The following is a 25503-nucleotide window of genomic DNA, read 5'->3' on the forward strand; positions in this document are numbered from 1 at the left end:
GACGGCGACGGCGGTACGGCGCCAACGGCGCCGGCGCAGCAGGTCGGACGGGCCCGCCCGGAGCGAGCAGGCGTCGAACCGGTCGGCGCGCAGCAGCACTTCTACCGCGGGCCGGTTCTCCCCGGTGGGCTCGGCCGCCTGCTCGATCAGCGCGGCGGCTTCGCCGATCGCACCGGCCGCGTCCTCAACGCCGGCGGCGAGCAGCAGGGCCTGCACGTCGGCGGGGTGTAGGTGGTCGAGGACGCGCAGTACGTAGGCCACGCGGGCCGGCACCGACAAACTACCGAGGGCCTGTTCGAGGGCCAGTTCGTCCGTGCCGCCGGCCGGCGGGAACAGTTTGAGCCCCCACACCCGCGGCAGCACCGACCGGCGAAGGGCGAACCGGCGGCGCCGGTCGACACCGCGCACGATTCTTGCGCGCACGGCGTCGGCGTCGGCGATTTCGCCGACGCCGGTCATCCGTGTCACGTCGCGCAGTCGGCGCGGCAGGGCGCCTTGGACGAGGGCGTGTGCCGCGAGCACGCGGCGGTGTCGCTCCAGCGTCGGCGGGAGGATCAGGTAGGCCAGCCGAACCAGTTCGGGATAGCGCCCGACCACCAGGGCCTCGGTACGGCGGACCGCGTCCCGGTCCCGTCGTCGGCGCCACGAGGTCGCGGTTTCGTCTTCAGTGTGTCGCATGTGTTGGCCCCCTTCGTCGCGCCTTGATCAGGGCTCGCGAATCGGTGCGAGGCCGCGCGCACGATGGCCAACGAGCGTCACTCGCAAGGGTCACACCCAGTACGAACATCTCTTTTAGTGTCGCCTTTTGCTCACCCGTGCCGCGGTTTCGGTAAGCAAAGCGCCGGATCGACAACCATCCGAGCCGATGAACGAAGGTCGGCCCACCACGAGGACAACCAAACGGACAACCTGACCCAACGAAAGATCGGCCCAACGAAAGATCAGCCCAGCGGAAGATCGGCCCAACGAGCGGTCGGCCCGACAAAAAACCAGCCCGACGAAAGGTCACCGCCAATCGCACGGCCGGTGCAACGAAAGCCCGACCACCCACCTATCAAGCGGACCCGGCGAAGCCCGACTCGTACGCCGCGATGACCGCCTGGGTGCGATCGCGCGCCCGCAGCTTGCCGAGCACCGCGCTCACGTGACTCTTGACCGTTTCCGTTCCCAGGAACAGCTCGCCGGCGATCTCGGCGTTGTTCAGGCCGCGGGCCATCAGCCGCAGCACGTCGGCTTCCCGGTCGGTCAGTCGCGCCTTCGCCACGGCATTGCCGCGTGTATCCGGTTTCGCGAAGGTCGCCGCCATCGCCCGAAGCTTGGCCGGGAACACCAACGAATCGCCGGTGGCCAACGCCCGGACCGCGCCGGTGATCTCGGCCGGTCGAGCGCGCTTGAGCAGGAAACCGTGGGCGCCGACCTTGAGCGCCTCGTAGACGTACTCGTCGTTCTCGAAGGTCGTGATGATCATGATCTTGGGCGGCTCGGCGAGGTGCGCCAACAGGTCGCGGGTGGCCTGGATCCCGTCGACGCGCGGCATCCGCACATCCATCGCGACCACGTCGGGCCGCAGCGAGCGCACGAGCGACAGCACACCGGCGCCGTCGTCGGCCTCGCCGACGACCTCCATGTCGGGTTGGGCGTCCATGATCGCCCGCAGTCCGGCGCGGACCAGTTCGTCGTCGTCGACCAGCACGATCCTGATGTTCACGACGCCCACCGTAGAGGCAGGCGTACGCGTACTCGCCAGTAGCCGTCGTGCGGTCCGGCGGTGGCCTCGCCGCCGAGCAGTGCCGCGCGCTCGCGTATGCCCCGCAGGCCGCTCCCGCCGCCGGTACGCCGTGGCAACTCGCTCGACTCGCCGATCCCGTTGCGCACGGTCAACTCGACGCTTTCGGTGTCGACCGAGACCGAAACCTCGACCAGCACCGGGCCGGCGTGGCGCAGCACGTTGGTGAGCGACTCCTGCACGATCCGGTAGCCCTCGCGCGATATCACCGGCGGCACCGTTTCGAGCGTGCCCAGCATGCTCAACTCCACTCGCGCGCCGGCTGCGCGGGTGCTGTCGACGAGCGACTGCATCTCGGCGAGTCCCGGGCGCGGCGCGGCGGGTTCGGGTGACTCTCGCAGCAACAACAGCATCCGCTCCAGGTCTTCCAGGGCGCGGCGGCCGGTCTCCTCGATCGCCCCCAATGCCTTGTCTGCGAACACGGGGTCGGTGTCGAGCAGTTGCCGCGCGGCGCCTGCCTGCAGAACCGTCACCGAGAGCGCGTGCCCGATCGAGTCGTGCAACTCACGGGCCAAGCGGTTGTGTTCGAGCAGTTGCTCGGTCCGACGCTCCAGCAACACGAGCCGCTCGCTCTGGGACGGGCCGAGCAGTCGGGTGCTCAACGTGGTGAGCAAGGCGCCCGCGGCAGCCAGGTAGTACACCGACAGCACGAAGAAGATCACGCCCAGCGGAACGAACCACCAGTGCTCCGCGCCGCCTCCGAATGTGAGCCCGTTGACGGACAGGCCGTGCTGCGTAGCCGGCGCCAACAGCATCGTGATCGCCATCACCGCGCCGTAGGCGGCGGGGGCCAGACCGAGCCAACCGCACTCCACCCGCAGCACGAGCCACAGCGCGGTCCGCCGGCGGTCGGGCCATGTGCGCGAGCGTGTGATGGCGATGTCGCTCTCGTCGCCGGGCCGCAAGAGAAGCCGGGCCTGGAACCCTTCGAAGCGCCGCGCCTCGGCGACGAGCCCGAACGCCGTCAACATCGGCACCGGTGTGACGAGCAGCCACACCGCGTATCCGAGCGAGTTCTCGCCGCCTTCGAGCCCCGGATGGACCATGGCGACCGCAACGCCCAGGAGCAGGCCCGTGAACTGGTGGAACGCGCGGGTGTAGGTGGTGGGCGCGACAAGGGGCCGCACGAGGCGGGTCGGCATGGTGCGACGTGGCACGGACTGGAACACATCGCCATCATCTCGAGTCCCCTCCCGCCGAACCTCCCCCACCCGGGGGAGACCGTCCCCACGGTTGGGGGATCCGACGAGGCCCTCCGAGATCGCAATCTTGAGGCACCGCAAAAGCAGCCGACCGCAGCACCCACGCCACACCCACACCCACACCCACACCAGGGAGCGAAGCACATGATCCGGATCCGTAATCTGACCAAGCGCTATGGCGACGTGCTCGCCGTAGACGACCTGTCCTTCGAGGTCGCTTCCGGCACGGTGACCGGCTTCCTCGGCCCCAACGGCTCCGGCAAGTCGACCACGATGCGGATGGCGCTCGGCCTGGACCGGCCCACGTCCGGCGAGGTCACGATCGACGGCCGCGGATATACCGAGCTGCGCGACCCGCTGCGACACGTGGGGGCGCTGCTCGACGCCGGCGCCGTGCACAAGCGGCGCCGGGGGCACGACCACCTGCTCTACCTCGCGCAGTCCAATCGCATACCGGAATCCCGGGTGGACGAGGTGCTGGCCGAGGTAGGCATGACCGAAGCGGCCCGGCGCCGCGCCGGCAGCTATTCGCTGGGCATGAGCCAGCGCTTGGGCATCGCAGCCGCGCTGCTCGGCGATCCCGGCGTGTTGATCTTCGACGAGCCGGTCAACGGCCTGGACCCCGAGGGCATCCGGTGGATTCGCGACCTGATCCGCTCGCTCGCCGCCGAGGGGCGCACGGTGTTCGTGTCGAGCCACTTGATGAGCGAGATGGCGCTGACCGCCGATCACCTCGTGGTCATCGCCGGCGGCCGGTTGCTCGCCGACACTTCGTTGTCCGACTTCGTCGGCGACGGCGAGTCCTTGGAAGACGTCTATCTCCGGCTGACCGCCGGTCGTGAGCAGTTCGTGGGAGGTGGCCGGTCGTGAGCACGGTGACAACGGTCGAGACGGCGAAGATACAACCGATCTTTCGCGCCGCGGCGCGCGCGGAGTGGACCAAGATCCGCTCGGTGCCCTCGACCAGATGGCTGCCCTGGGCGACGGTGGTGCTGATCGCCGGGGTCAGCGCGCTGGTTTGCGCCTTCGTCGCGAAGGGCCAACGAAGGGAAGACGGCGCGGAGTACGACGCCTTCACGCTCGTGCACTACGGCGTGAACTTCGGGCAGATGGCGCTGGTGGCCTTCGCGGTCCTCGCGGTGGCCGGCGAATACGGCAGCGGCACCATCCGCTCGTCACTCGCCGCGGTGCCCGACCGCCGCGTGTTCGCCGCCGCGAAGTTGACGGTGATCACCGCGATCGGATCGGTCACGGGCATCGTGTCGAGCCTGTCCTGCACCCTGCTCGCCCGCCTGGTCATGCCCGCCGGCGACATCGCGCTGGGTTCTTCGGACACCTGGCGCACGGCATTCGGGCATGCCGCGTATCTCACGCTGTTGACCGTTCTGTGCGCGGGGGCCGCGTTCCTCTTGCGCACCCCGATGGCCTCGATGGGCCTGCTGATGCCGCTGCTCTTCCTGGGCACCGCCGCGCTCACGGCCATACCCGGCGTGCGCGAGGTGGGCCGATTCCTGCCCGACAAGGCCGGCCAGCGCATCATGCGTCTGCGCGATTTCAACGCGCACGAAGTCGACCCGTGGATCGGCATCGGCGTCATGGCCCTGTGGGCGGTCGCGGCTGTCGTCGCCACGATGACCGTGATCCGCAGGCGTGACGCATGATCACGCGGTGCCCGTCCACCGGAAGGCATCCCTACGCCAAAACACAACCAGCGCACCGTGCCGGCCCCCGCGCCACGCCATCACCACGACCCACGAATCACGGCAGCGCCCCATCACCGCGCCCCGCTGATCATCGCACCGCACAGGCACCGCACCCCGGTGATCGCCGCACCACACAACCACCCCAACGCACTGATCACCGCACCGTACGTTCACCGCCCCCGCACCACCACCACCGCAGCACCACCGCAACAGCAACAGTTCGATTACCCACGGTCACTTCCGGGCATTCCAGAGCGCATGTCCAGATGGCGGCGAAGCGACGTGGCGGCGGGGGCAGGGGCACCCCTGTCGCCCACGCGACGCAACACCGAGTTCCTGCTTCTCGTGTTCGCGGTCCTGGTCCCGGTGTTCGCCTACGCGAACGTCGGCCTCGCCAGGGACGACACGGTCCCTCCCGACACCGCCAAGTACGGCTTGGGGCTCGGGTTCCTGGTTTTGGTCGCGCATCTGCTCGTGCGCCGCTACGCGCCTTACGCGGATCCGGTCCTGCTCCCAATCGGTGCGCTGCTCAACGGTCTCGGGCTGGTCCTGATCTACCGGCTCGACCTGGAGACGCCGCACACCCAGGCGGCGCCCGCGCAGTTGATGTGGTCGGCCATCGGGGTGATCCTGTTCGCGGTCGTGATGATCGCCGTGCCCGATCACCGCACCCTCGGCAAGTACGCCTATCTCTCGGCAGCCGTGGCGCTCTTCCTGATGATTCTCCCGGCCTTCTTCCCCGCCATCAACGGCGCGAAGGTGTGGATCCGACTCGGCCGGTTCTCGTTGCAGCCCGGCGAGTTCGCCAAGATCGTCCTGTGCGTGTTCTTCGCGTCCTACCTCGCGACCAAGCGCGAGACGCTGATGACCATCGGCCGTCGGTTCTGGGGAGTCAACCTTCCCCGTGGGCGCGATCTGGGCCCGGTCGTCGCGGTGTGGCTCGTCTCCGTCGGCATCCTGGTCCTCGAACGCGATCTGGGCACCTCCCTCCTCTACTTCGGCGCCTTCATCGTCATGCTCTACGTCGCGACGGCCCGGATCGGTTGGATTCTGGTGGGCCTGCTCCTGATCGCACTCGGCGCGTTCGTGGTCGGCTCGGTGGAGCCGCACGTGCACAGCAGGGTGCAGAACTGGCTCGACCCGTTCGCGAGCATCCACGCGGGGCTCGGCCCGGGACAGCTGGCGCAATCGCTGTTCTGTTTCGCGGCGGGCGGACTGCTCGGCGCGGGCCTGGGGCTTGGGCACTCGATCCTGGTGGGCTTTGCCGCCAAGAGCGACTTCATCCTGGCCACCGTCGGCGAGGAACTCGGGCTGACCGGGATCGCCGCGCTGCTCGTGCTTTACGCCCTCCTGGTCGCCCGCGGCTTTCGGGCCGGCCTCCAAGCACCCGACGCCTTCGGCTCGTTGCTCGCCTACGGCCTGTCGGCGGTGCTCGCGATCCAGGTGTTCGTGGTCGCGGGTGGGGTGACCGCGCTGATCCCGCTCACCGGCATGACGATGCCGTTCCTCGCCCAGGGCGGATCGTCGGTGGTCACCAACTGGGCGCTGATCGCACTGCTGATGAAGATCAGCGATCGCGGACGTCGTCCACCCGCGCCGGTGGACGAGCCCGCGTACCTGCCCGAAGCGGTGCACGCGTGAACATCACCGCCCGGCGCGCCGCCGGCTTCTGCCTCCTGCTGATGCTCGCGCTGCTCGGCAACGCGACGTGGGTCCAGGCGTACAAGGCGGACACCTACGACCACATGCAGGGCAACCGCCGCCCCCAGATCGTGCGTTACCAGGAGCCGCGTGGCGACATCCTGGTCGCCGACCAGTCGATCACCGGCTCCACACGGACCACGTCCGACCTCGCCTACGGCCGCTCCTACACCGACGGCCCCCTCTACGCCCCGGTCACCGGCTACGCCTCGCAGCTGTACGGAAGCTCCCTGATCGAGGGTGTCGAGGACGACCTGCTCGCCGGCACCGATCCACTGCTCGGCGCGTGGCCGGTCCTCACCGCGATCACCCGCAAGCGCAACCCCGGGGGCCATGTGGCGACCACGATCCGGCCCGCCGCGCAGCGGGCCGCCTTCGCGGGCCTCGCGAACACCGGCAACAAGGGTGCGGTCGCCGCGATCGACCCCACCACCGGCGCGATCCTGGCCCTGGTCAGCACACCGTCCTACGACCCGGGCAGGTTGGCCGGCGCCGGCAAGGCGACGCAGCGGTCGTGGGCGGCGCTCGACGGCGACCCGGATCGGCCGATGCTCAACCGCGCGCTGCGTGAGACGTATCCCCCGGGCTCGACCTTCAAGGTCGTCACCGCGGCGGCGGCCCTGGCCTCGGGCACGGTCGACGGCGCGGACACGCCGACCGCATCGCCCGACCCGTACCCACTGCCCGAAACCCACACCCAGTTGGGCAACGAGGCTTCGGGATGTCGCGACGCGACGCTTCGCTACGCGCTCACCGTGTCGTGCAACACCGTCTTCGCCAAGCTCGGGGTCGACATGGGCGCCGACGTGATGCGCCGTCAGGCGAAGGCGTTCGGCTTCGACGACACCAAACTGCGGATCCCGGTCGCGGTCGCGGAGAGCCCGTTCCCCAAACAGCCCGACCGCCCGCAGACCGCGCTGTCCTCGATCGGCCAGTTCGACACCCGGGCCACCCCACTCCAGATGGCGATGGTCGCGGCCGGCGTGGCCAACGACGGCGAGGTGATGAAGCCGTATCTGGTCGACCGACTCACCCGCAGCGACGGAAGTACCGTCCAGCGCACCGAGCGCCGAACCCTGACCCGCGCCGTCACCGCGCCGATCGCGCGCCAACTTCAACAGATGATGCAGGCCGTGGTCACCGAGGGCACCGGCGGCAACGCCAAAATCGACGGCGTAGTCGTCGGCGGCAAGACCGGTACCGCCCAACACGGCGAGAACAACCGCGCCGTGCCGTACGCGTGGTTCATCGCCTACGCCAAGCCGACTCCCGACGCCAAGCCCGCCGTGGCGGTCGCCGTCGTGGTCGAGGACGGCGCGGCCCTCCGCACCGACATCACCGGCGGCGGCCTCGCCGCCCCCATCGCCAAAGCGGTGATGGCGGCCGTACTCGCCAGATAACCACACCGATCCACCCAAGCCCAGCACGCCCCGCCGGCACCTACGGCACCTACCGACATCTGGCCACCCACCGGCACCCGCCGGCACTTCAGCACCTACGAGCACCTCACCACCCGCGAGCACTTCACCACCTACGAGCACCTCACCACCCGCGAGCACCCATCGACAGCTGTCCGCACCCGCTCGACACCCGATCGACACTCATCGATGCCGTCACCACCCTCACCACCGGTGACCACGCATCGACACCTGCCGGCACCCGACCAACCCCGGGCACCCGTCGACGCCCTCCACACTTCACCCCCCACGAGCACCCACCGGCACCCATCGACGCGCATCGACGCGCACCCGGGCGGCCACCCCACCAACCCCCGTCACCTCCTCCGCAACCCCGCCAACACCCGGTCGATGACCTGCCCCACCTCGCGTCGAGCGACCGTCGGATCCTGCGCTCGCGCCGTGTACAGGCTCGCCTCCGAGATCAGCGACGCCAACAACCGCGCGAGCGGTGCCACCGGCAGCCGGTCGATCTCGCCGTTGTCCATCGCCTGCCGCAGCCACGCCGCGAGCAGGCCGTGCCCGTGCTCGTCCACGAGCGCGTCCCACGACCCGGGCCCGAGCACCGCCGGCCCGTCGACGAGCACGATCCGCTGAAAGTCGCCGGTGGTGCACACGTCCAGGAACGACTGAAAGCCGTGCCGCAGCTGCTCCCAAGGTTCGCTGGGGTTGTCCTGGGCATGACGCATCTCGTGGGACACGAGCGTTTCGGCGGCTTCGCGCGCCACGGTCTCCATGACGCCGCGGAAGAGATCCGCTTTGTCCTTGAAGTGGTGGTACAACGCCCCTCGGGTGACCCGGGCCCGGGCGACGATCTCCTCGGTTCCGGTGCCGGCGTAGCCCTGTTTCGCGAACAACTCACGCGCGGCGACCAATAGTGCCCCACGGGTATCGGCGACATGTTGTGCCCGACGCGTGACCGCCATACAACCCCCACGTGACGTACAGCCTGTATGTTGATTGATGTTGTCATTATCGGGTGACCCCGGGCAACGACGCCACGCCGAGCACGTGCTACAGCGGACGCCGACGCCCCCGGGATCGGGGATTGAGAGGATGCGACGGTCATGGGCCTGCCGCTGAACCTGGCTGTGAAAATCGGCACGCATCTGGTCAAGCAGAAGATCAAGCGTGTCGACAAGTTCGCGATGATCGTGGAGGTCGAGCCGCTGTTCGCGTGCAACCTCAAGTGCGGAGGCTGTGGCAAGATCCAGCAGCCGCACGACGTGTTGCGCAAGCGCATGTCGGTCGAACAGGCCGTAGCGGCCGTCGAGGAGTGCGGCGCGCCGATGGTGTCGCTCGCGGGCGGCGAACCGTTGATGCACAAGCAGATCGACGTGATCGTCGAGGAACTGCTCAAGCGCAAGAAGTTCGTGATCATCTGCACGAACGCGGTGCTCCTGCCCAAGCACCTGCACAAGTTCAAGCCGAACAAGAACTTCGCGTGGATGGTCCACATCGACGGTCTGCGTGAGAAGCACGATCAGGCCGTGGACAAGGAAGGCGTCTTCGACGAGGCCGTGGCCGCCGTCAAGATGGCCAAGGCCGCCGGGTTCCAGGTGTACACGAACAGCACGTTCTTCAACACCGATTCTCCCGAGAGCATCGTCGACGTGCTGAACTTCCTCAACGACGACCTCAAGGTCGACCGCATCCAGATCTCGCCGGCCTATGCCTACGAGAAGGCTCCGGTGCAGAACCGCTTCCTGGGCGTCGAGCAGACCCGGAAGCTGTTCGCGTCGGCCTTCGCCGGCGGCAACCGCAAGAAGTGGCGGCTGAACCACTCCGCGCTGTTCCTGGACTTCCTGGAGGGAAAGCGCGACTTCGAGTGCACGCCGTGGGCGATCCCGTCCTACTCGCTCCTGGGCTGGCAACAGCCGTGCTACCTGATGGGCGACGGTTACGTGCAGAGCTACAAGGAACTGCTCGACGACACCGAGTGGGAGAACTACGGCCGCGGCAAGGACCCGCGCTGCGACAACTGCATGGCGCACTGCGGCTACGAGCCGACGGCCGTGCTGGCCACGATGGGTTCGCTCAAGGAAAGCCTGCGAGCGGTCGTCGCGGGCTGACCGATCGGTGCACCCACTCGGCGAATGCCGCGAACCCGCAAGACGGCGAACCTCGCAAGACGGCGAACCTCGAAGGGCCCCAAACTTCGCAAGGCCACAAGTGTCGAAAGGCACGAGTGTCGAAAGGCGGGGCCCCAAGCGGCAATTCCACGCGTTGGGCCTGTGTGCTCGAACCTGGCGCCGGGACCACGCGGTGCTCGATCCGGGCACCGGGTCCACGTCGTCGTTGCGACACGTGCAGACTGCGAGGCCCGAGGATCCCTCACCGACCCTCGGGCCACACAACCTGATGAGCCGCCAGCGTAGCGGAACCCCTGTTGACACGTGTCGCATGGGTCGCGAGCAGACCAAATCTTGACCTGCTTCCCCACGTATCCCGAGACGCATCGGGTAGATTCGCCCGGCCGTCGGCCCACCACGGGGCTTGCGGCGACACCGCGAATCGCCTGATTCGCGGGGTTGATATGGGGGCATTTCACGATGGTTCATCGCATACTTCGGCGTCTCACCGGCCCGATTCTGCTGGCCGTATTCGCAGCCGTGCTGACCGCGGCGCCCGCCCAGGCGGCGCCTGCCGCGCCGACGGTCACCCGCCAGGCGGCGTCGACCACCGCGACGGTCGCACTCACCTCGTCCGGCGCGCAGGCCGTCGCGGGGACGTCCGCCCAGTCGGCTCGGTCCGCTCAGACCACGTCGCACCAGGCGGCCACCCAGCAGGTCCACCCGGCAAAGAAGACCAAGTCGAAGAAAAAGAAGAAGGGCTTCTTCAAGAAGGCGATCGGAAAGCTTCTGATCGGGATCCTCGTCCTGATCGTCATCGGGATCGTCGTCTTCCTCGTCTTGCGTGCGATGAAGCGTCGCAACTGACCGCTCCCCACACGAGGACGCGCCCGACTCCACGTCTCGTGGGGTCGGGCGCGTCGTCGTTTCGCCCCGGTTGCCGCCGAGGCGCGGTGCCCGGTCAGAGGTGCCACGACCGGAGCTGGTCGTGGTCGCGCGAGTCGGTCGTCTTACCGAGCAGCGACAAAAGGCCGAGAATCATCGTGATCGCGAGGAAAACCGCAAGAATTGTCATGCCTCAAGAATGCCTGTTGTATGCGCATGCAACGAGTGGCAGCACTGCCGGATGACCACAACATCCTGCCAACTCACCCGTTTCTCGGGCATGATGGGGAGATGCTGCGAAACGTGGTGGTCATCGCCCAGGACAACGTGGCGCCCTTCGAACTCGGTGTGCTGTCCGAGGTGTTCGGCATCGACCGGAGCGAAGAGGGCTGTCCCGTATACGACTTCACCGTCTGCGCGGTCACGCCGGGACGAGTGCGCACCAAGGCCGGCTACGACCTCTACATCGAGCAAGGGCTCGAATCCGCCGCCCGGGCGGATCTGATCGCGATCCCCGCCGCGGCCGAGCACGACAGGGACACGTCACCCGACGACGCGGTGCTCGACGTCCTGCGCGCGGCCGAGGCCCGCGGCGCCTGGATCGTGAGCGTGTGCACGGGCGCCTTCACCCTCGCCCACGCCGGGCTGCTCGACGATCGCCGGTGCACGACGCACTGGAAGCACACCGACCAACTGGCCCGGCTGTTTCCCGCAGCGGTCGTCGAACCGGACGTGCTGTACGTCGAGGACCGCCGCGTGATCACCAGCGCCGGCACCGCCGCCGGCATCGACGCGTGCCTGCACCTGGTGCGGCTGGAGGACGGCACGCGCGTCGCGAACGCGATCGCCCGGCGCATGGTGGTGCCGCCGCACCGCGAGGGCGGTCAGTCGCAGTACATCGCCCGCCCGCTCCCCGAGCCGTCGACCCATCCGATGCGCGCGTCGCTCACGTGGATGGAGCAACGCCTCGCGACCGACCTGACGGTGGATCAGATGGCTGAGCACGCGCACATGTCGGCACGTAGCTTCGCTCGCCGGTTCCAACAGGAGACCGGCACGACGCCCTACGAGTGGCTCACCACCCAGCGGGTTCTGCTCGCGCGGGAGCTCCTGGAGGAGACCGACCTGCCGGTGGACGTGGTCGCGGAGCGCTCGGGGTTCGGCAGCGCGGCCACCCTGCGGCACCACTTCCTGCGCCGTCGCGGCACGACGCCGCAGAACTACCGCAGGACCTTCTGCCCCACGCCGGCCACCGCATGAGGCCGCCAAAGGGCACTCCGGCCGAAACGCCACCCGAAGCGCCACCCGAATCACCGCTCGAACCGCCACTCGAACCACCGACCGAACCACCGGCCCAATCACCGCACCCGTCACCGCCCGAGTCGCCCCGCCCCCCTCGGCCCGCCCCGACCATCCGCACCGCGCGCCCCGACGACCATCGGGCGATCGTCTCCGTGCTCGACGCGTGGTGGGGCCGACCTATGACCGCGATGGTGCCCCGCCTGTTCCTGGACCACTTCCACCCGACCAGCCTGATCGCCGAGGACGCCGAGGACGCCGACGGGCTCGGCGGATTCCTGATCGGATTCATGTCACCCGCGTATCCCGACGAGGCGTACATCCACTTCGTGGGCGTACGGCCCGACCTGCGGCGCGGCGGGCTCGCGCGGGAGCTGTACGAGCGCTTCTTCGAACTGGCCCGAGCACACGGGCGGGTACGGGTGCGCGCGATCACCGGTCCCGCGAACACCGCCTCGATCCGATACCACACGGCGATGGGCTTCACCGTGCGCGGCCCCGTACCGGACCGGGACGGCCCGGGGCAGGACCGAATGGAGTTCGAACGCTCTCTCGATGTCGGTGGGGCCGCCTAAGCTGCGTGCCTCGACGGCCCGGTCCGACGATCTCTTGCCCCTGTACGGACCGGGCTGTCGTCACGCAACCCGAAGCACGACCCCACGCGGCCGTCTCACGACCCGAACCGCGCCCCATGCCGCCGTCTCACGACCCGAACCGCAACCGCAACCGCACGCCGCCGTCTCGCGACCCGAACCGCACCCCATTCCGCTGCCCGCTCGACCCCGCGCCACGGCACGGCACGCAAACCGAACTCCCGTCACGCGAACGGAAGTCCCGTCGGCATCCCGAACCGGCAACCCGAACTCGCGTCACCCACCCCGAGCCCCGCCTCGCGACCCCGATGCCCGTCCCCCGACTCCGGCCGTCCCCCGTCACGTGATCCGAGCCGCAGCCCGCAGGGCGCGCATGATCTTGAACCGGTTCGGCCCGAGCACCATCATCGGGTGCGCGTGCAGCGCGTGTATGGCGTTGCGTTCCGCCTTCACGGCCGCCGACCACTGCCGGGTCAGTTCGGCGTCGAGCCGCCCGGGGTTCTCACGTGCGAACGCCCTGACGGCGTCGGCCGCGTGATCACGGTCTCGCTGAAGGGCAATCAGCTCAGCCGGGATTTCCGCCGTTTCATACATGCGGATCATCGTAGGTCGCACAATGCCGGCGACCTAGGACATGCGTGCGTCACACGTGCCGTGAATCCGCGTCCTCGGTTTCCGCGCGGGTCGATTCCTCCGGTGCGCGTTCGCCGCGCCCCGCCGCGCAATAGCCCGCGACCGCGATCCCCAGCGCCGCCGCCCCCAGCAGGATGAACCGGTAGTCGACCACCGCCAACAGGCCCGCCACGCCCAGGATCGCGACCGCCGTGGGGGCGAACATGATCGTCGCCGCCGTCGCCGACACCCGCCCGATCAGCCGCGCGGGCGTCTCCCGCTGGAGGGTCGTCAGGGCCGCGATGTGCACCGCCGGCAGCCCGAACCCCACCAGTACGCCTCCGGCCAGCACCATGGGCAGCCACGTGAGCGCCCGCAGCCCCACCCCCACCGCGAACAGCACGAGGCCCAGCACCGCGAACCCGCGGTTGCCGAGCCGGCGGATCACCGTGCCCGCGAGCAGCCCGACCACGATCGAACCCACGCCCTGCGCCGCGTACAACACGCCGACGAACGCGGGCGAACGCCCGAGCCCGTGGTCCACCACGGCGTAGATCGCGCCGCCGCTGACCCCCGAGACGAGCATCGCGAGCCCGCCGGAGACCACGAGCCGGCGCAGCGGCCGGTGCGCCCACAGGTAGCGCGCGCCCTCGGCCGTGTGCCGCAGCCATCCCGCGGCGGCCGGCGCCGCCGGCGTCTGCTCGAAGCGCATCAGCGCGAACACCCCGGCCGCGAGCACGAACGTGGCCGCGTCGAGCAGCGCGACCGCGTGCCCGCCGGCCCAGGCGAACAATCCGGCCCCCGCGAGCGGCGCGAGCAGCTTCATGCCCTCCGCCGCGCTCAGCCGCATTCCGTTGAGGTCGCCCAGGAGCGCCGGCGCGACACCGGCGGTGAGCGCGGTCGACTCGGCCGCGTCCAAGGACACGAAGCCGACGCCGTAGACCAGCATGACCGTGAACAGGATCCAGATCTGTGCCGACGAGTGCACCGCGAGGGTCGCGGTGAGGACGACCGCGAGCACGAGATTGATCCCGACGAGCACGCGTCGCACCGGCAGTCGGTCCACGACCGATCCGAGCAGTGGTCCGATCAGCGTCGGGGCGAATACGCCGAGCCCCATCAGGGCGGCCACGCTGTCCGATCCGGTGAGCGATTTGGCCCAAACTCCCGCGACGAGCGCCATCGCGCTGCTGCCGAATCCGGACACGAGCACCCCGCCCAGGTACAAGCCCGCGTTGCGGTCCCGAAGGACCTTCACCCCACCCCACGCCACGCCGTCACCACGCCCCTCGTTGTCTAAGTCGACTGTGTACTTGCTGTACTAGCAGCCATGAGCAGCGCAGTCACCCAGTTCACGCAAGAAGTTGAGCCGACCCGACTCAAGTCCGACCTGTTCGAGGGGAAAAGCCCTGATCCGGGCGCCCCTCGCGTCTTCGGCGGGTGGCTGGTCGCCCAGGCCCTGGCCGCCGCGGGAGCGACCGTCGACGCCGACCGGTTGCCGCATTCCCTGCACACGTCGTTCCTGCGGCCGGCCGAGCCGACGCTGCCGTTGACCTACGACGTCACCCGCACGTTGCAGGGCCGGACGCTGAGCCACCGTCAGGTCGACGTGGTCCAGGCGGGCAAGCTCGTCGTGCACCTGGTCGCGTCCTTTCGGGTGGCGCGGCCCGAGACCGTGTTCGGGCACGGGCCGGGCGCACCGGACGTGCCCGCGCCCGAGACCCTGCCCACGCTGGAGCAGCGGCTCGCGGGTCTGACCAGGCCACTGACGCGTCCTCAACTGGTGCGCCGCAACCCGGTCGACATCCGCTACGTCGAGCCCCCGACGTGGGCCGACGAGACGTCGGCCGCGCGCCCGCCGCACAACGCGCTGTGGTGTCGCGCCGACGGCGAACTCCCGGACCGTCCCCTGCTGCACGCGTGCGCGATCGCGTACGCGACCGACCTGACCATCCTGGACACTCTGGTCCTGCCGCACGCCTCGGCGCTGGGCCGGCGGTGGATCCCGCGGTCGAGCCTGGATCACGGGATCCGCTTCCACCGCCCGTTTCGCGCGGACCGCTGGTGGCTGTACGAGCAGGAAGGCACGACCATGCACGGCGGGCACGGAACGGTGCACGGCCGGCTCTTCGACGAGTCGGGCAGCCTGTTTGCGACGGTGAGTCAGGAGGCACTGTTCGGCGAACCGATCGAACACCGGTGATCGGGTAGCCGCTCGCCGGGGGCATCGACATCGCGACCAGCCGGAGGAGTTCACATGTTGCACGTCGGCAAGGTGACCCTGAACGTCAGCGACCAGGACGCAGCCAAGCAGTTCTGGACCGAGAAGATGGGCTTCGAGGAGGTCATGGACGCCCCGATGGGCGAGGCGGGCAGCCCACGCTGGATCGAGGTCCGCGCCCCGGGTGACGGCATCACGCTTGTGCTGTTCAGTACGCACTTCGACATGGAAAAGGTCGGCGCCCTGAACAACGTGCTGTTCACGTGCGCCGACATCCGCGCGACCTACGAGGAACTGCTCGCCAAGGGCATCGAGTTCCCGGACAAACCCGCAGCGCAGGAATGGGGGTGGTGGGCGACCTTCCGCGACAACGAGGGAAACTTCTACGGCTTGACCCAAAACGGCCGCTGAGCCCGTTCCCCCGGTGCCGGAACCCCGTCGAACACCGTCACAATGCCCGGCATGACCGCGCGGATCGACGGCGCGGAAGCGACCTGGTTCCTGGACGAGGACGCCATCGTGATCCGGTACAGCCGCGGCCGGCGCGTCCCGCAGCTGTTCGACGTGCCGGGCGAGGTCAGTGTCCCGCACACGGTTTCGGCTCGGGTTACGGCCTGACCCACGAGTCGTTGCCGTTCGCCGCGACGCTTGCGGCGGCCATCGCGCGCCGCGACGCGGTCGAGACCCTGTGATCTTTGACCCTTGGGCCGTCCCAGGGCCCGGTGCCCCTCGATTCCTGTGCACCGTTGGGATATCCAAGGTTGCCATGGCGGACAAGCTGCTCCTCGACTACGACGGCCCGATCGCGACGATCACCAACAACAACCCGGAAAAGCACAACGCGTTCGACGACGACATGGATCGACTCCTGTGGGAGATCCTCGCCGAACTGCGCGGGCGGTCCGAGATTCGGGCGGTGATCTGGCGCGCCGAGGGCCCGTCCTTCTCCTCCGGCCGCGACGTGTCCTCGATCGGCGGCCACAAGGTCGAATTGACACACCATCAGCTCATGACGCGCGGCCATCGCGGCGTCCAGCAGTTGTTCGAGTTGGACGCGCCGGTGCTGGTGGCGTGCAAGGGCTGGTCGATCGGCGCGTCGTTCCAGCGCGCGCTGCTGTGCGACATCCGGATCGCGGCCGAGGGCGCGCGGTTCATGCTGCCCGAGACCACACACGGGGTCATCCCGGACACGGGCGGGGTGGGCCGGTTGTTCCAGATCTGCGGACACGGCGTCGCCTCCGACCTCGTGCTGACCGGGCGGGCGATGGACGCCGCCGAGGCGTACGCGCACGGCGTCGTCTCGCGCGTGGTGCCGGCGGAGCAATTGGACGAGACCGTGCGCGCGATGGCCGAGAAGATCGCCGCGGCGCCCGCGGTGACCATCAAGATGGCCCGCCGCGTGATCGGGCACCTGGCCGAACCGCAGGTACGCACCTCGATGGCCGAGGAACTGATCGCGCAGACCTTCGTCAACAAGTCGGACGACTACGCCGAGTTCCGCGCCGCGCGCGCGGAAGAGCGGCCGGCCCACTACACCGGGAGCTGAACCCGTGACCGAAGAAACCCAAGCGCCCACACCCGACGACGCGGTCATCGGTCTGCCCGAGCCCCCCGCGCTCGGCGCGAGCGCCCTGCCGGCCGGCACCTACGCGGGCACCACGGTGTTCGTCACCGGCGGCGGCACCGGCCTGGGCAAGGCGATCGCGACCGAGTTCGGCCGACTCGGCGCCGATCTGGTGATCGCGAGCCGCAAGGAGGACCACCTCAAGGCGGCCCGCGAAGCCCTGGAGGAGACCGGCGCACGCGTGCGCACGGTCGCGTGCGACATCCGCGAGCCCGAGCAGATCGCGGCGGCGTTCGACGCCGCCGAGGAGGCGTTCGGCCTGCCGGGCGTGCTGATCAACAACGCGGCGGCCAACTTCCCCGTCCCCGCCGAGGACATGTCGCCCAACGCGTGGCGTACCGTCGTGGACATCACCCTCAACGGCACGTACTTTTGCGCGCGCGAGTTCGCCCGCCGCCACCTCGCGGCCGGCGCCCCGGGCTCGATCGTCAACATCGGCGCGTCCTACGCGTGGACCGGCGGACCCGGCTTCGCGCACAGCGCCGCGGCCAAGGCTGGCGTCAAGAACATGGTCGAGACCCTGGCCGTCGAGTGGGGGCCGTACGGAATCCAGATCAACGGCCTGGTCCCGGGCCTGTTCCCGCACGAGGACATGACCGCCGACATCAAGGGCAACCTGGCCGGCACCCACGACAAGGACCCGTGCCAACCGGCCATGCGGGTCGGCCGGCTGCGCGAACTGGGCTGGGCCGCGACCTTCCTCGCGTCGCCGTACGCCCGCTTCGTCTCCGGCCACACCATGGTCGTCGACGGCGCCAACTGGCAACGCCGCGGCCTGGTCAACCCACCCGTGGTGACGGTCCGCCGGCAGATGGGCAAGGAACCGTTCGAAATGCCGTAGGCCGGCGGCGGGCACCGGCGGATACCACCCGAAGCCACGCCACTCTCACCCTGCGGGAGAAACCGGCGACAAAGCTTCACAAATCCGGCACATCTGCTCGAAAAAATGGACAATACGAAGGTCGGGTCGGCCGCGAACTCCTGGTGGGGCCGACCCGACGTTCACGTCCGTTTTGGTCGCCGCCCAGTGTCCGGAGCCCCGTATGCCCGATCGGCGTCTGCCCTTTCGCCCCCGCAGACACGAGCCGCCGGAGCCCCCCGAGCGCTCGATGGACCCACGCGCGAGCGACGCCCCCGACACCGCGCCCGAGGAACGCAGCCTGATCGACGCCGCGATCTACGTCGACGGCCGGCGCATCGCCTCCCCCATCACGCTCGCCGACACCTACCGCGAGTTGCACGATCACCCCGGCGCGATGGCCTGGATCGGCCTGTATCGCCCCACGGAGAGCCAACTCCATTCGGCCGCGCAGGAGTTCGACTTGCACGACCTGGCGATCGAAGACGCGATCGTGGCCCACCAGCGCCCCAAGCTCGAACGCTACGGCGAGACGCTGTTCGTGGTGTTGCGCGCGGCCCGCTACCTCGACGACGTGGAGGAGGTCGACTTCGGCGAGTTGCACGTGTTCCTGGGCCGCAACTTCGTGGTGACCGTACGCCACGCGGAGTCCCCCGACCTGTCCGCCGTACGCCGGTGGGCGGAAGATCGCCCCGAACTCCTGCGCCAGGGTCCCGAGGCGGTTCTGTACGCGATCCTGGACAGCGTCGTGGACGACTACGCACCGGTCGTCGGTGGGCTCCAGAACGACATCGACGAGATCGAGGCAGAGGTCTTCCTCGGCGATCCCAACGTGTCCCGGCGCATCTACGAACTCTCCCGCGAGGTGATCGAGTTCCAGCGCGCGACCAGCCCACTCCTGCACATGCTCGTGAACCTGACGTCGGGCTTCGACAAGTACGGCGTGGACGAGGAACTGCGCCGCTACCTGCGCGACGTCGAGGACCACGCGACGATCGCGGTCGAACGCGTCGGGGGCTTCAGGCAAATGCTCCAGGGGATCATGACGGTGAACGCGACCGTGGTCACCCAGGCCCAGAACGAGGAAATGAAGCAGCTCACGGCGGCGAGCAACGCGCAAAACGAGGAGGTCAAGAAGATCTCCGCGTGGGCGGCGATCCTGTTCGCGCCGACGCTGATCGGCACCGTGTACGGGATGAACTTCGACGACATGCCCGAGCTGCACTGGGCCTTCGGCTATCCGTTCGCGGTAGGACTGATGGGCATGGTCTGCGTCGTGCTGTACGTGATCTTCAAACGGCGCAACTGGCTCTGACGAAAACGGCGCGACCGGCTCCCAAGAGCGCGCCGGTGCGCGTTTCCGGGCCGATCGGGAAGGGCGCGCCGAGTGCGCGTTCTCCGGCCGATCGGGTAGAGCATGCCGAGTGAGCGTTTCCCGCCGATCGCGCACCTGACTCACGGGCCGGACACGAAGGCCGGAGTCGTGTTGGTCGGCACGACGATCGAAGGAGTTCCATCATGGCGAACATCTTTTTGGTCCCCGGCTACTGGCTCGGCGCGTGGGCATGGGACCTCGTGGCCGACCGGCTGCGCGCCGCCGGGCACGAGGTCACCGCCGTGACCCTGCTCGGCCTCGAGGCCGACCGCACCGACGTCGCGGGCATCGACCTCGCCGCGCAGACCCGGGGCCTGGTCGAGTCGATCACCTCGCGAGGCCTCACCGACGTGGTCCTGGTCGGGCACTCGGGCGGCGCGTTCGCGGCGTACGAGACGCTCGACCGGATTCCCGACCGGATCGCCCGGATCGTCTACGTGGACAGCGGCCCGGTCCCCGTCGGGACGGCCCAGCTCGACGTGGTCGACCCCGCCGAGCGGGCCAGGGTCGAGGCGGAGGTCGCCGAGCGCGGCGACGGCCGCTACACCTACGCGTACGACCCGACGCACGACCCCGAAGCGCTCGCCGGTCTCTCCGACGCCGACCTCGCGACGCTGCGCGCCCGGTCGGTTCCGCAGCCGTACGCGGTCGCCGCCAGTGCGCTCGACGTGCGTGACCCGGATCGGCTGAAGGTACCGGCCGACCTGATCACCTGCACGTTCTCGATCGAACAGGTGGACGCCATGATCAGCGCCGGACATCCGTTCTTCGCCGAGTTCGTCGGGGCCGAGTCCTTCCACACGCACGCGCTGCCCACCGGCCACTGGCCGATGTTCTCGCGACCGGCGGATCTCGCCGCGCTGATCGGCGACATCGCCGGGTGAGCGGTGCCTGCCGTGGCACGGGGGTGGGCCCAGGCCCACCCCCGTGTGGGGTGCCCACCCAGTGACCTGCACACTCGTGGGCCGACACACTGGTGAAACCACCACACGGCACATTCTCGGGAGGAACCCCATGAGCACGCTCACCCCGGAGAGATCCGAGCCACCGGCGAGCGGTTTCGGGGTCGGCCGGTCTCTGCGCTCGGCCTGGCGCGGCTTTTTGATGATCTTCCTCTCCGTCCCGACCCTCAGCTTGTTCGTACTGTGCGTCGTCTTCGCGGTGTTGGTGCCGCTCGGCCTGGGTGTCCTGCTCCTCCCGCCGTTCGTGCTGCTGCTCCGGGCCACCGCCAACCTGTGCCGCAAGGTCACCCGGAGTCTGTCCGGCGTCGAGATCGTCGAGCCGTATCGCAAGCTGCCGTCGGGCAAGGGCGTCACGGCGATGTGGCGGCGCACCCGGCAGATGCTCGCCGAGGGAGCGACCTGGCGCGACCTGTTGTGGGCACTCGTCTATCTGCCCTCCAGCATCCTGCTCGCCGGCCTCCCGGCGCTGCTGATCGTCAACGGTCTGCACGGCGTGCTGATGCCGTTCCTGTGGGAAGTCGCCTACAGCAACGTCGACCCGCAGTGGTACACCTTCATCAAGGTCGACAGCAGCCAACGCGCCGGCCTGGCATGCGTGTGGGGCCTCGTCCAGGTCGTCGCCGGTGTCCTGGTCACCCCGGCCTTCATGCGGGCCCACGGTGCCTGGACCAACTCGCTGCTCGCGCCCACCAAGGAAGCCGAGTTGGCCCTGCGCGTCCAGCACTTGACCGAGAGCCGCACCGGCGCCGTGGACGCCTCCGCGGCCGAACTGCGCCGGATCGAGCGCGACCTGCACGACGGTGCGCAGGCCCGCCTGGTCGCGATGGGCATGAACCTGGGCGCGGCGGAGGCGATGTTGACCTCCGACCCGGAGGCTGCCAGGGCACTGCTCGCCGAGACCCGCGCGGCCTCCGCCAAGGCCCTGCACGAACTACGCGACCTGGTGCGTGGCATCCACCCGCCGGTACTGTCCGACCGCGGCCTGGGCGACGCGGTGCGCGCGGTGGCCCTGGAGAGCCCGCTCGACGTCAACGTGCACGTGGACCTGCCCGCCCGGCCGGAGCTTCCGCTGGAGTCCGCGGCCTACTTCGCGGTCACCGAGATGCTCACCAACGCGGCCAAGCACTCGGGTGGCCGACACGTGGACATCGACCTGTCCTACGTCGACGGCAAGCTGCGGATCACCGTCGTCGACGACGGTGTGGGTGGTGCGGACCTGATGAAGGGCACCGGTCTGCGCGGGATCGAACGCCGACTCGATACCTTCGACGGAACGCTCGCGCTCGACTCCCCCGTGGGCGGCCCGACGACCGTGCTCATGGAACTGCCGTGCGACTTGTCCTCGGACAAGGCCGCGCGACACCCCTACATGCACGAAAACGAATAGACGACTCGACAGACGGAGCGGCCCCGGCCCCCTTCCCGGGAGCCGGGGCCACTGCGTTCGGCGACCGCGGCGCGCGGTACGCGTCGGACCCGACAGCCGCAACCCGGGGGCGTGGCCCTTTCGGATCCTTCGTGCCGCCTGGGTCAGTGTTCGACGTCGGAGGCTGCGATGTTCGCGCCTCGCAGCATGAACCAGGCCGCCACGGCGGCGGCGAGCAGGACGACCGCGCCGGCGCCCGCGGCGATGCGCAGGCCCTCCAGGAAGGCATCGTTCGCCGATCGGGTCAGGTCGGCCGCGGCCTGGCCGGAGGTGGCCCGGGCCGCTTCCACCGCGCCCGCGAGGGATTCGCGGGCTCCGTCGGCGGTCGTGTTCGACACTTCCGCCGGCACCGTCACGGCGCTGCGGTACACGCCCGTGATGACCGAACCCAGGAGCGCGATGCCCAGGGCCGCGCCCAACTCGTACGCGGTCTCGGACACCGCCGACGCCGAGCCCGCGTTCTCCTTCGGCGCGCTGCCCAGGATCAGGTCCGCCGTCACGGTGAACGAGAAGCCCGCGCCGACGCCGATCAGGAGCAGTGCTCCGCCCAGGTACAGGTAGGGCGTGTCCTGGGACAGCACCGTCAGCGCGCCCAGCGCGAGCCCGATCGAGGTCAGCCCGCCGGTGACCACCACCCGCGGGCTCAGTCGGCGCGCGGCCACGCCGGCGAGCAGGCCCGACACGATCGCGCCGGCCGTGGCCGGCATTTCCGCGAGGCCGGCCTGCAACGGGCTCTTGGACTGCACGAGTTGGAGGAACTGGGACAGGAAGAACAGCGCGCCCGACAGGCCGAGCACGGTCAGCAGGTCGGCCAGTACCGAGCCCGAGAACGCGCGGTTGCGAAACAGCCGCATGTCCAACAGCGGTACCGGCAAAGACAGTTGGCGGCGGCCGAACCACACCAGCGCACCCACGCCGACCACTGCGGCGAGCGGGATCTGCCAGTGCATGACGCCGTGTGCGGCGGCCTCCTTGACCGCGTACACGGTCGCGATCATGCCGACGAGCGACAGCGCGGCGCTGAAGATGTCGAACGGGCCCGGGTCCGGGTTCTTCGATTCCGGCAGCAGCTTGATGCCGACCGCGATCAGTACGGCCATCACCGGCAGGTTGATCAGGAAGACCGAGCCCCACCAGAAGTGTTCGAGCAGGAATCCGCCGACGACCGGGCCGAACGCGGCGCCCGCCATCGACATCGCACCCCACACGCCGATCGCGAAACTGCGTTCGCGCGCGTCGGGGAAGATGTTGCGCACGAGCGCGAGCGTGGACGGCATCAGCGTCGCGCCCGCGACACCCATCGCGACCCGGGCGGCGATCAGCGCCTCGGCGCTGGGCGCGTAGGCGGCGACCACCGAGAGCGCGCCGAACGCGGCCGAGCCCCACAGCAGCAGCTTTTTGCGGCCGATGCGGTCGCCGACCGAACCGGCGGTGACGAGCAGGCCGGCGATGACGAACGAGTACACGTCGCCGATCCACAGCAGCTGTGTGCCGGTCGGTTCGAGGTCCTCGCTGAGGAAGGGGATCGCCAGGCCGAGCACCGTGGCGTCGATGGCGACCAAGAGCACCGACAGGGTCAGCACACCGAGGGCGATCCAGCGGCCCGGCGCGCCCTTGGCGGAGCTGCCGGTGCCGGTATGAACGGGGGTTGAAGACGTACTACGGGCCATGATCAGGATTCCAGGTACTGGGATTGGATCAGCGATGAGGGCGGCGCGTCGCGCCGCCCAGAAGAAGTTCGGCCACCGACCGGGCCGAATCGCGACGAGCGAGCCGACCTTCGTGGACTGCCCACCCGGCGGCGGCGACGAACGAGAACAGCGCCTCGGAGACCCATTGCGCGGTGAGGTCCACCCGCATGGAGCCGTTCTCCTGCCCGCGACGCACCAGGGCGGACACCCGCTCGTCCATGAGCGTCCAGGCCGCGTCCAACTCGGGGTCGCCGGTCAGCGAGCTCTCGCCGTACAAGAAGGCGAGGTATTCGGCGCACGGCATCACGTGGTCCACCAGGCGGCGCAGCACGGCCGGGACGTCGGCGGTGTCGTCGTCGACGTCGGCGGCGTCTATGGCGCGTGAGATCTGCGCGGTGGCCTCGCCGCCCAGCGCCGTGATCAGCGCGGGTCGACCGGGGAACATCCGGTGCAGGGTGGCCCGGCTGATGCCGGCGGCCCTGGCGATCTCGTCCATGGACGAGGCGGGTCGCCGAAGCAGCAGGGTCACGGCGGACCGCAGCACGGGCTCATGGTCGGTGGGCATGAACCGACTCTAACTCGGATGAGACATGTTTGTCTCATGCTTTACGGAAAAGGCTCATGCGGGACACGGCATGGGCCGCTCAGGAGACCCGCCCGGACGGGCGACAGCCACCCTCGGGCGCCCTTCGGTCGCACCGGGTCGCCCGGATGTCACGCCTGGTACGGCGCTCCCGACCGCGCGTTCGCGTATCCGCGCGGGTTCAGGTCGGGCCGGGGTTCCTGCCACGTCAACACCGCGCCGCCGGTGCCCGCCATGAGCGTCGAGCCCGGGAACACCCGCAGTCGCCACGGCGCGAGCCGCATCACCGCGAAGTCCGGCGACATCGGCTCCTCCCAGCCGGGGACGCCGATCGAGGCCGGGTCGTAGCCCAGCGGTTCGGGCGAGTTTCGGAACAGGTTCCACACCCGCTCGCGGATCTCCTCGTCGAAGAGCAGATCCGCGCGGCACTCGGCGGCGCACGTGTCGTGGGTGGGGGTCCAGTAGTTGCACGACACGAACGGGTTGCGCGCTATGTGCGCGCGCTTGGTCGCGGTCGGCACGGTGGCCACCCAGCCGGTCAGGGTGCCGTTCTCCCACACCCAGTAGGGGTGCAGGATCCGGGTACGGGGTCGGCCAGCGCGGTCCACGGTCGCGATCGAGGCCCACACGATGGAGTGCGCCATGGCGACGAAGGCGGGAGCGGCGGTGTCCAGGTCGGTCATGGCGGCGACCTCTCTCACGTCGTGTCGGGCCCGTGCGACCCATACTGTCGTGAACCCGCGCTCGCCTAAAGGCCCATCGGGAAGTCGTACGAGGTCGGTGGCGTGATCCGCAGCCTGTCGTCCTGGAACATCACCGAGATCTGGTCGTGCGCGCGCAGCTCGATCCGGGCCGGATCTCCCTTGATCCACTCGCCGTTCACGTAGGTACGGAACGAGTGCCCCGCGTCGGGGGACAGTCCGCCGAGGTGGCTCTCGTCGAAGCGGACGTTCCACATCGCGAACAACTGCCCCAGAACGAAACGGGCGTTCGCGTCGTGACTCTCGACATGCAGCACACCGCTGTTGTCGTGGGTGTGCACGTCGGCCATCAGGCCGGTCCGTCGGTCGATGCCCAGGTTCGGCGCGACCTCGACCCGGTCGGGGCCGACGAGGATGTCGAGATGGACGTGGAAGTGCTGCTCGGCGCCCTCCATCGTGTCCAGGGTCAAACCGGCGTCGGCGGCCCGCCGCGCGGTGTCGACGGGTACGGGCCACGGCGGGAGGCCGACACCGGAGGCCGCGACCGGGCGCGGCAGCGGGGAATCGGCGTTCGCGACGACCGGTGCACCGGCGGCGAGCGCACCGACGGTCAGGAGCGCGACGGCGACACCGATGCCGCTGCGAATATGACGGTTCATCAGGCAGCTCTCCCGAGAAGACGGCGAAGTCCCCAACCTGTCCGCTCGGATGCTCCCGATGAAAGCCGAACGGGCCCCCGAGGCACGGACTT

The 25503-nt window shown here is 69.4% G+C and carries 25 protein-coding genes and 1 pseudogene; 16 read left to right on the forward strand and 10 right to left on the reverse strand.

Going from position 1 to position 25503, the window contains the following annotated elements:
* From GT354_RS06625 to GT354_RS06635, 3 genes and pseudogenes are all read right to left on the reverse strand, one after another.
* Window positions 1-678 (reverse strand): annotated as a pseudogene (locus GT354_RS06625) (hypothetical protein); the annotation flags it as partial.
* A gap of 376 nt (window positions 679-1054) precedes the next feature.
* Window positions 1055-1708: a response regulator transcription factor gene (locus GT354_RS06630; protein ID WP_161355271.1), complete on the reverse strand. Its 654-nt coding sequence runs from the start codon at window positions 1706-1708 to the stop codon at window positions 1055-1057.
* Complete coding sequence (locus tag GT354_RS06635; RefSeq protein WP_346011897.1) at window positions 1705-2955, reverse strand: histidine kinase; 1251 nt, start codon at window positions 2953-2955, stop codon at window positions 1705-1707. The genes GT354_RS06630 and GT354_RS06635 overlap by 4 nt, the downstream gene beginning before the upstream one ends.
* 177 nt (window positions 2956-3132) lie before the next feature.
* On the opposite strand from GT354_RS06635, the gene GT354_RS06640 reads away from it, so the two are divergent.
* The 4 genes from GT354_RS06640 (at window position 3133) to GT354_RS06655 (ending at window position 7792) form a co-directional block, all read left to right on the forward strand.
* Window positions 3133-3858 carry an ABC transporter ATP-binding protein gene (locus GT354_RS06640; protein ID WP_161355272.1) on the forward strand — a complete coding sequence of 242 codons (726 nt, stop codon included), beginning with the start codon at window positions 3133-3135 and terminating at the stop codon, window positions 3856-3858.
* Window positions 3855-4649 (forward strand): ABC transporter permease, encoded by a 795-nt coding sequence (locus GT354_RS06645; RefSeq protein ID WP_161355273.1) that lies wholly within the window; start codon window positions 3855-3857, stop codon window positions 4647-4649. Before GT354_RS06640 ends, GT354_RS06645 begins: the two co-directional genes overlap by 4 nt.
* A gap of 300 nt (window positions 4650-4949) precedes the next feature.
* On the forward strand, window positions 4950-6332 hold the full coding sequence (locus GT354_RS06650; protein ID WP_161355274.1) for an FtsW/RodA/SpoVE family cell cycle protein: 1383 nt from the start codon (window positions 4950-4952) through the stop codon (window positions 6330-6332).
* Between the two features lie 41 nt (window positions 6333-6373).
* On the forward strand, window positions 6374-7792 hold the full coding sequence (locus tag GT354_RS06655) for a penicillin-binding transpeptidase domain-containing protein (RefSeq protein WP_202511580.1): 1419 nt from the start codon (window positions 6374-6376) through the stop codon (window positions 7790-7792).
* 374 nt (window positions 7793-8166) lie between these two features.
* Here GT354_RS06655 and GT354_RS06660 read toward each other — a convergent pair whose 3' ends face one another.
* Window positions 8167-8775: a TetR/AcrR family transcriptional regulator gene (locus GT354_RS06660; protein WP_161355276.1), complete on the reverse strand. Its 609-nt coding sequence runs from the start codon at window positions 8773-8775 to the stop codon at window positions 8167-8169.
* A 141-nt stretch (window positions 8776-8916) separates the two neighbouring features.
* Between GT354_RS06660 and hpnH the strand changes: the two genes are divergently transcribed.
* The 4 genes from hpnH (at window position 8917) to GT354_RS53565 (ending at window position 12680) form a co-directional block, all read left to right on the forward strand.
* Window positions 8917-9921, forward strand: coding sequence for an adenosyl-hopene transferase HpnH (hpnH, locus tag GT354_RS06665; protein ID WP_161355277.1), 1005 nt, complete (start codon window positions 8917-8919; stop codon window positions 9919-9921).
* Window positions 9922-10401: 480 nt separating this feature from the next.
* Window positions 10402-10788 carry a hypothetical protein gene (locus GT354_RS06670; protein ID WP_161355278.1) on the forward strand — a complete coding sequence of 129 codons (387 nt, stop codon included), beginning with the start codon at window positions 10402-10404 and terminating at the stop codon, window positions 10786-10788.
* A 309-nt stretch (window positions 10789-11097) separates the two neighbouring features.
* Window positions 11098-12066, forward strand: a complete 969-nt coding sequence (locus tag GT354_RS06675; RefSeq protein ID WP_161355279.1) for a helix-turn-helix domain-containing protein — start codon at window positions 11098-11100, stop codon at window positions 12064-12066.
* A 221-nt stretch (window positions 12067-12287) separates the two neighbouring features.
* The gene (locus GT354_RS53565) at window positions 12288-12680 is read left to right on the forward strand and encodes a GNAT family N-acetyltransferase (RefSeq protein ID WP_237534441.1); all 393 of its coding nucleotides are present in this window, start codon (window positions 12288-12290) and stop codon (window positions 12678-12680) included.
* 357 nt (window positions 12681-13037) lie between these two features.
* On the opposite strand, the gene GT354_RS06685 is transcribed toward GT354_RS53565, so the two are convergent.
* Together GT354_RS06685 and GT354_RS06690 are read right to left on the reverse strand one after the other, a co-directional pair.
* Window positions 13038-13292: a hypothetical protein gene (locus GT354_RS06685; RefSeq protein WP_161355281.1), complete on the reverse strand. Its 255-nt coding sequence runs from the start codon at window positions 13290-13292 to the stop codon at window positions 13038-13040.
* 49 nt (window positions 13293-13341) lie between these two features.
* Entirely contained in the window at window positions 13342-14568 is a 1227-nt protein-coding gene (locus tag GT354_RS06690) for an MFS transporter (RefSeq protein ID WP_346011898.1), read from the reverse strand.
* A gap of 72 nt (window positions 14569-14640) precedes the next feature.
* Between GT354_RS06690 and GT354_RS06695 the strand changes: the two genes are divergently transcribed.
* The 8 genes from GT354_RS06695 (at window position 14641) to GT354_RS06730 (ending at window position 21738) form a co-directional block, all read left to right on the forward strand.
* Complete coding sequence (locus GT354_RS06695; protein WP_161355283.1) at window positions 14641-15513, forward strand: acyl-CoA thioesterase domain-containing protein; 873 nt, start codon at window positions 14641-14643, stop codon at window positions 15511-15513.
* A 54-nt stretch (window positions 15514-15567) separates the two neighbouring features.
* Window positions 15568-15942 (forward strand): VOC family protein, encoded by a 375-nt coding sequence (locus GT354_RS06700; RefSeq protein ID WP_161355284.1) that lies wholly within the window; start codon window positions 15568-15570, stop codon window positions 15940-15942.
* Between the two features lie 51 nt (window positions 15943-15993).
* Window positions 15994-16149, forward strand: coding sequence for a hypothetical protein (locus GT354_RS06705; protein ID WP_161355285.1), 156 nt, complete (start codon window positions 15994-15996; stop codon window positions 16147-16149).
* Between the two features lie 148 nt (window positions 16150-16297).
* The gene (locus GT354_RS06710) at window positions 16298-17077 is read left to right on the forward strand and encodes an enoyl-CoA hydratase/isomerase family protein (RefSeq protein WP_161355286.1); all 780 of its coding nucleotides are present in this window, start codon (window positions 16298-16300) and stop codon (window positions 17075-17077) included.
* Between the two features lie 4 nt (window positions 17078-17081).
* Entirely contained in the window at window positions 17082-17996 is a 915-nt protein-coding gene (locus GT354_RS06715; RefSeq protein WP_346011899.1) for an SDR family oxidoreductase, read from the forward strand.
* A gap of 202 nt (window positions 17997-18198) precedes the next feature.
* Complete coding sequence (locus tag GT354_RS06720; protein ID WP_161355287.1) at window positions 18199-19329, forward strand: magnesium and cobalt transport protein CorA; 1131 nt, start codon at window positions 18199-18201, stop codon at window positions 19327-19329.
* Between the two features lie 203 nt (window positions 19330-19532).
* Window positions 19533-20273, forward strand: coding sequence for an alpha/beta hydrolase (locus GT354_RS06725; RefSeq protein ID WP_161355288.1), 741 nt, complete (start codon window positions 19533-19535; stop codon window positions 20271-20273).
* A 130-nt stretch (window positions 20274-20403) separates the two neighbouring features.
* Window positions 20404-21738: a sensor histidine kinase gene (locus GT354_RS06730; protein WP_161355289.1), complete on the forward strand. Its 1335-nt coding sequence runs from the start codon at window positions 20404-20406 to the stop codon at window positions 21736-21738.
* A 143-nt stretch (window positions 21739-21881) separates the two neighbouring features.
* On the opposite strand, the gene GT354_RS06735 is transcribed toward GT354_RS06730, so the two are convergent.
* From GT354_RS06735 to GT354_RS06750, 4 genes are all read right to left on the reverse strand, one after another.
* Window positions 21882-23447 (reverse strand): MFS transporter, encoded by a 1566-nt coding sequence (locus tag GT354_RS06735; protein ID WP_161355290.1) that lies wholly within the window; start codon window positions 23445-23447, stop codon window positions 21882-21884.
* Window positions 23448-23475: 28 nt separating this feature from the next.
* Window positions 23476-24033 (reverse strand): TetR/AcrR family transcriptional regulator, encoded by a 558-nt coding sequence (locus GT354_RS06740; RefSeq protein WP_161355291.1) that lies wholly within the window; start codon window positions 24031-24033, stop codon window positions 23476-23478.
* 149 nt (window positions 24034-24182) lie between these two features.
* Window positions 24183-24734 (reverse strand): pyridoxamine 5'-phosphate oxidase family protein, encoded by a 552-nt coding sequence (locus tag GT354_RS06745; RefSeq protein ID WP_161355292.1) that lies wholly within the window; start codon window positions 24732-24734, stop codon window positions 24183-24185.
* A gap of 65 nt (window positions 24735-24799) precedes the next feature.
* A complete protein-coding gene (locus GT354_RS06750) occupies window positions 24800-25411 on the reverse strand; it encodes a hypothetical protein (protein WP_161355293.1) in 612 nt (203 codons plus the stop codon).
* Window positions 25412-25503: the final 92 nt, after the last annotated feature.

It is taken from the genome of Streptomyces sp. SID3343, assembly GCF_009865215.1.
GTDB lineage: Bacteria > Actinomycetota > Actinomycetes > Streptomycetales > Streptomycetaceae > Embleya.

Excerpts from the sequence above, each read along its gene's own strand:
- hpnH (WP_161355277.1), top strand. The coding sequence starts at position 8,917 with ATGGGCCTGCCGCTGAACCTGGCTGTGAAAATCGGCACGCATCTGGTC.
- GT354_RS06740 (WP_161355291.1), bottom strand. The coding sequence starts at position 24,033 with ATGCCCACCGACCATGAGCCCGTGCTGCGGTCCGCCGTGACCCTGCTG.
- GT354_RS06730 (WP_161355289.1), top strand. The coding sequence starts at position 20,404 with ATGAGCACGCTCACCCCGGAGAGATCCGAGCCACCGGCGAGCGGTTTC.
- GT354_RS06725 (WP_161355288.1), top strand. The coding sequence starts at position 19,533 with ATGGCGAACATCTTTTTGGTCCCCGGCTACTGGCTCGGCGCGTGGGCA.
- GT354_RS06650 (WP_161355274.1), top strand. The coding sequence starts at position 4,950 with ATGTCCAGATGGCGGCGAAGCGACGTGGCGGCGGGGGCAGGGGCACCC.
- GT354_RS06750 (WP_161355293.1), bottom strand. The coding sequence starts at position 25,411 with ATGAACCGTCATATTCGCAGCGGCATCGGTGTCGCCGTCGCGCTCCTG.
- GT354_RS06720 (WP_161355287.1), top strand. The coding sequence starts at position 18,199 with ATGCCCGATCGGCGTCTGCCCTTTCGCCCCCGCAGACACGAGCCGCCG.
- GT354_RS06655 (WP_202511580.1), top strand. The coding sequence starts at position 6,374 with ATGCTCGCGCTGCTCGGCAACGCGACGTGGGTCCAGGCGTACAAGGCG.
- GT354_RS53565 (WP_237534441.1), top strand. The coding sequence starts at position 12,288 with ATGACCGCGATGGTGCCCCGCCTGTTCCTGGACCACTTCCACCCGACC.
- GT354_RS06660 (WP_161355276.1), bottom strand. The coding sequence starts at position 8,775 with ATGGCGGTCACGCGTCGGGCACAACATGTCGCCGATACCCGTGGGGCA.
- GT354_RS06735 (WP_161355290.1), bottom strand. The coding sequence starts at position 23,447 with ATGGCCCGTAGTACGTCTTCAACCCCCGTTCATACCGGCACCGGCAGC.
- GT354_RS06670 (WP_161355278.1), top strand. The coding sequence starts at position 10,402 with ATGGTTCATCGCATACTTCGGCGTCTCACCGGCCCGATTCTGCTGGCC.
- GT354_RS06745 (WP_161355292.1), bottom strand. The coding sequence starts at position 24,734 with ATGACCGACCTGGACACCGCCGCTCCCGCCTTCGTCGCCATGGCGCAC.
- GT354_RS06705 (WP_161355285.1), top strand. The coding sequence starts at position 15,994 with ATGACCGCGCGGATCGACGGCGCGGAAGCGACCTGGTTCCTGGACGAG.
- GT354_RS06640 (WP_161355272.1), top strand. The coding sequence starts at position 3,133 with ATGATCCGGATCCGTAATCTGACCAAGCGCTATGGCGACGTGCTCGCC.
- GT354_RS06675 (WP_161355279.1), top strand. The coding sequence starts at position 11,098 with ATGCTGCGAAACGTGGTGGTCATCGCCCAGGACAACGTGGCGCCCTTC.
- GT354_RS06700 (WP_161355284.1), top strand. The coding sequence starts at position 15,568 with ATGTTGCACGTCGGCAAGGTGACCCTGAACGTCAGCGACCAGGACGCA.
- GT354_RS06685 (WP_161355281.1), bottom strand. The coding sequence starts at position 13,292 with ATGTATGAAACGGCGGAAATCCCGGCTGAGCTGATTGCCCTTCAGCGA.
- GT354_RS06710 (WP_161355286.1), top strand. The coding sequence starts at position 16,298 with ATGGCGGACAAGCTGCTCCTCGACTACGACGGCCCGATCGCGACGATC.
- GT354_RS06695 (WP_161355283.1), top strand. The coding sequence starts at position 14,641 with ATGAGCAGCGCAGTCACCCAGTTCACGCAAGAAGTTGAGCCGACCCGA.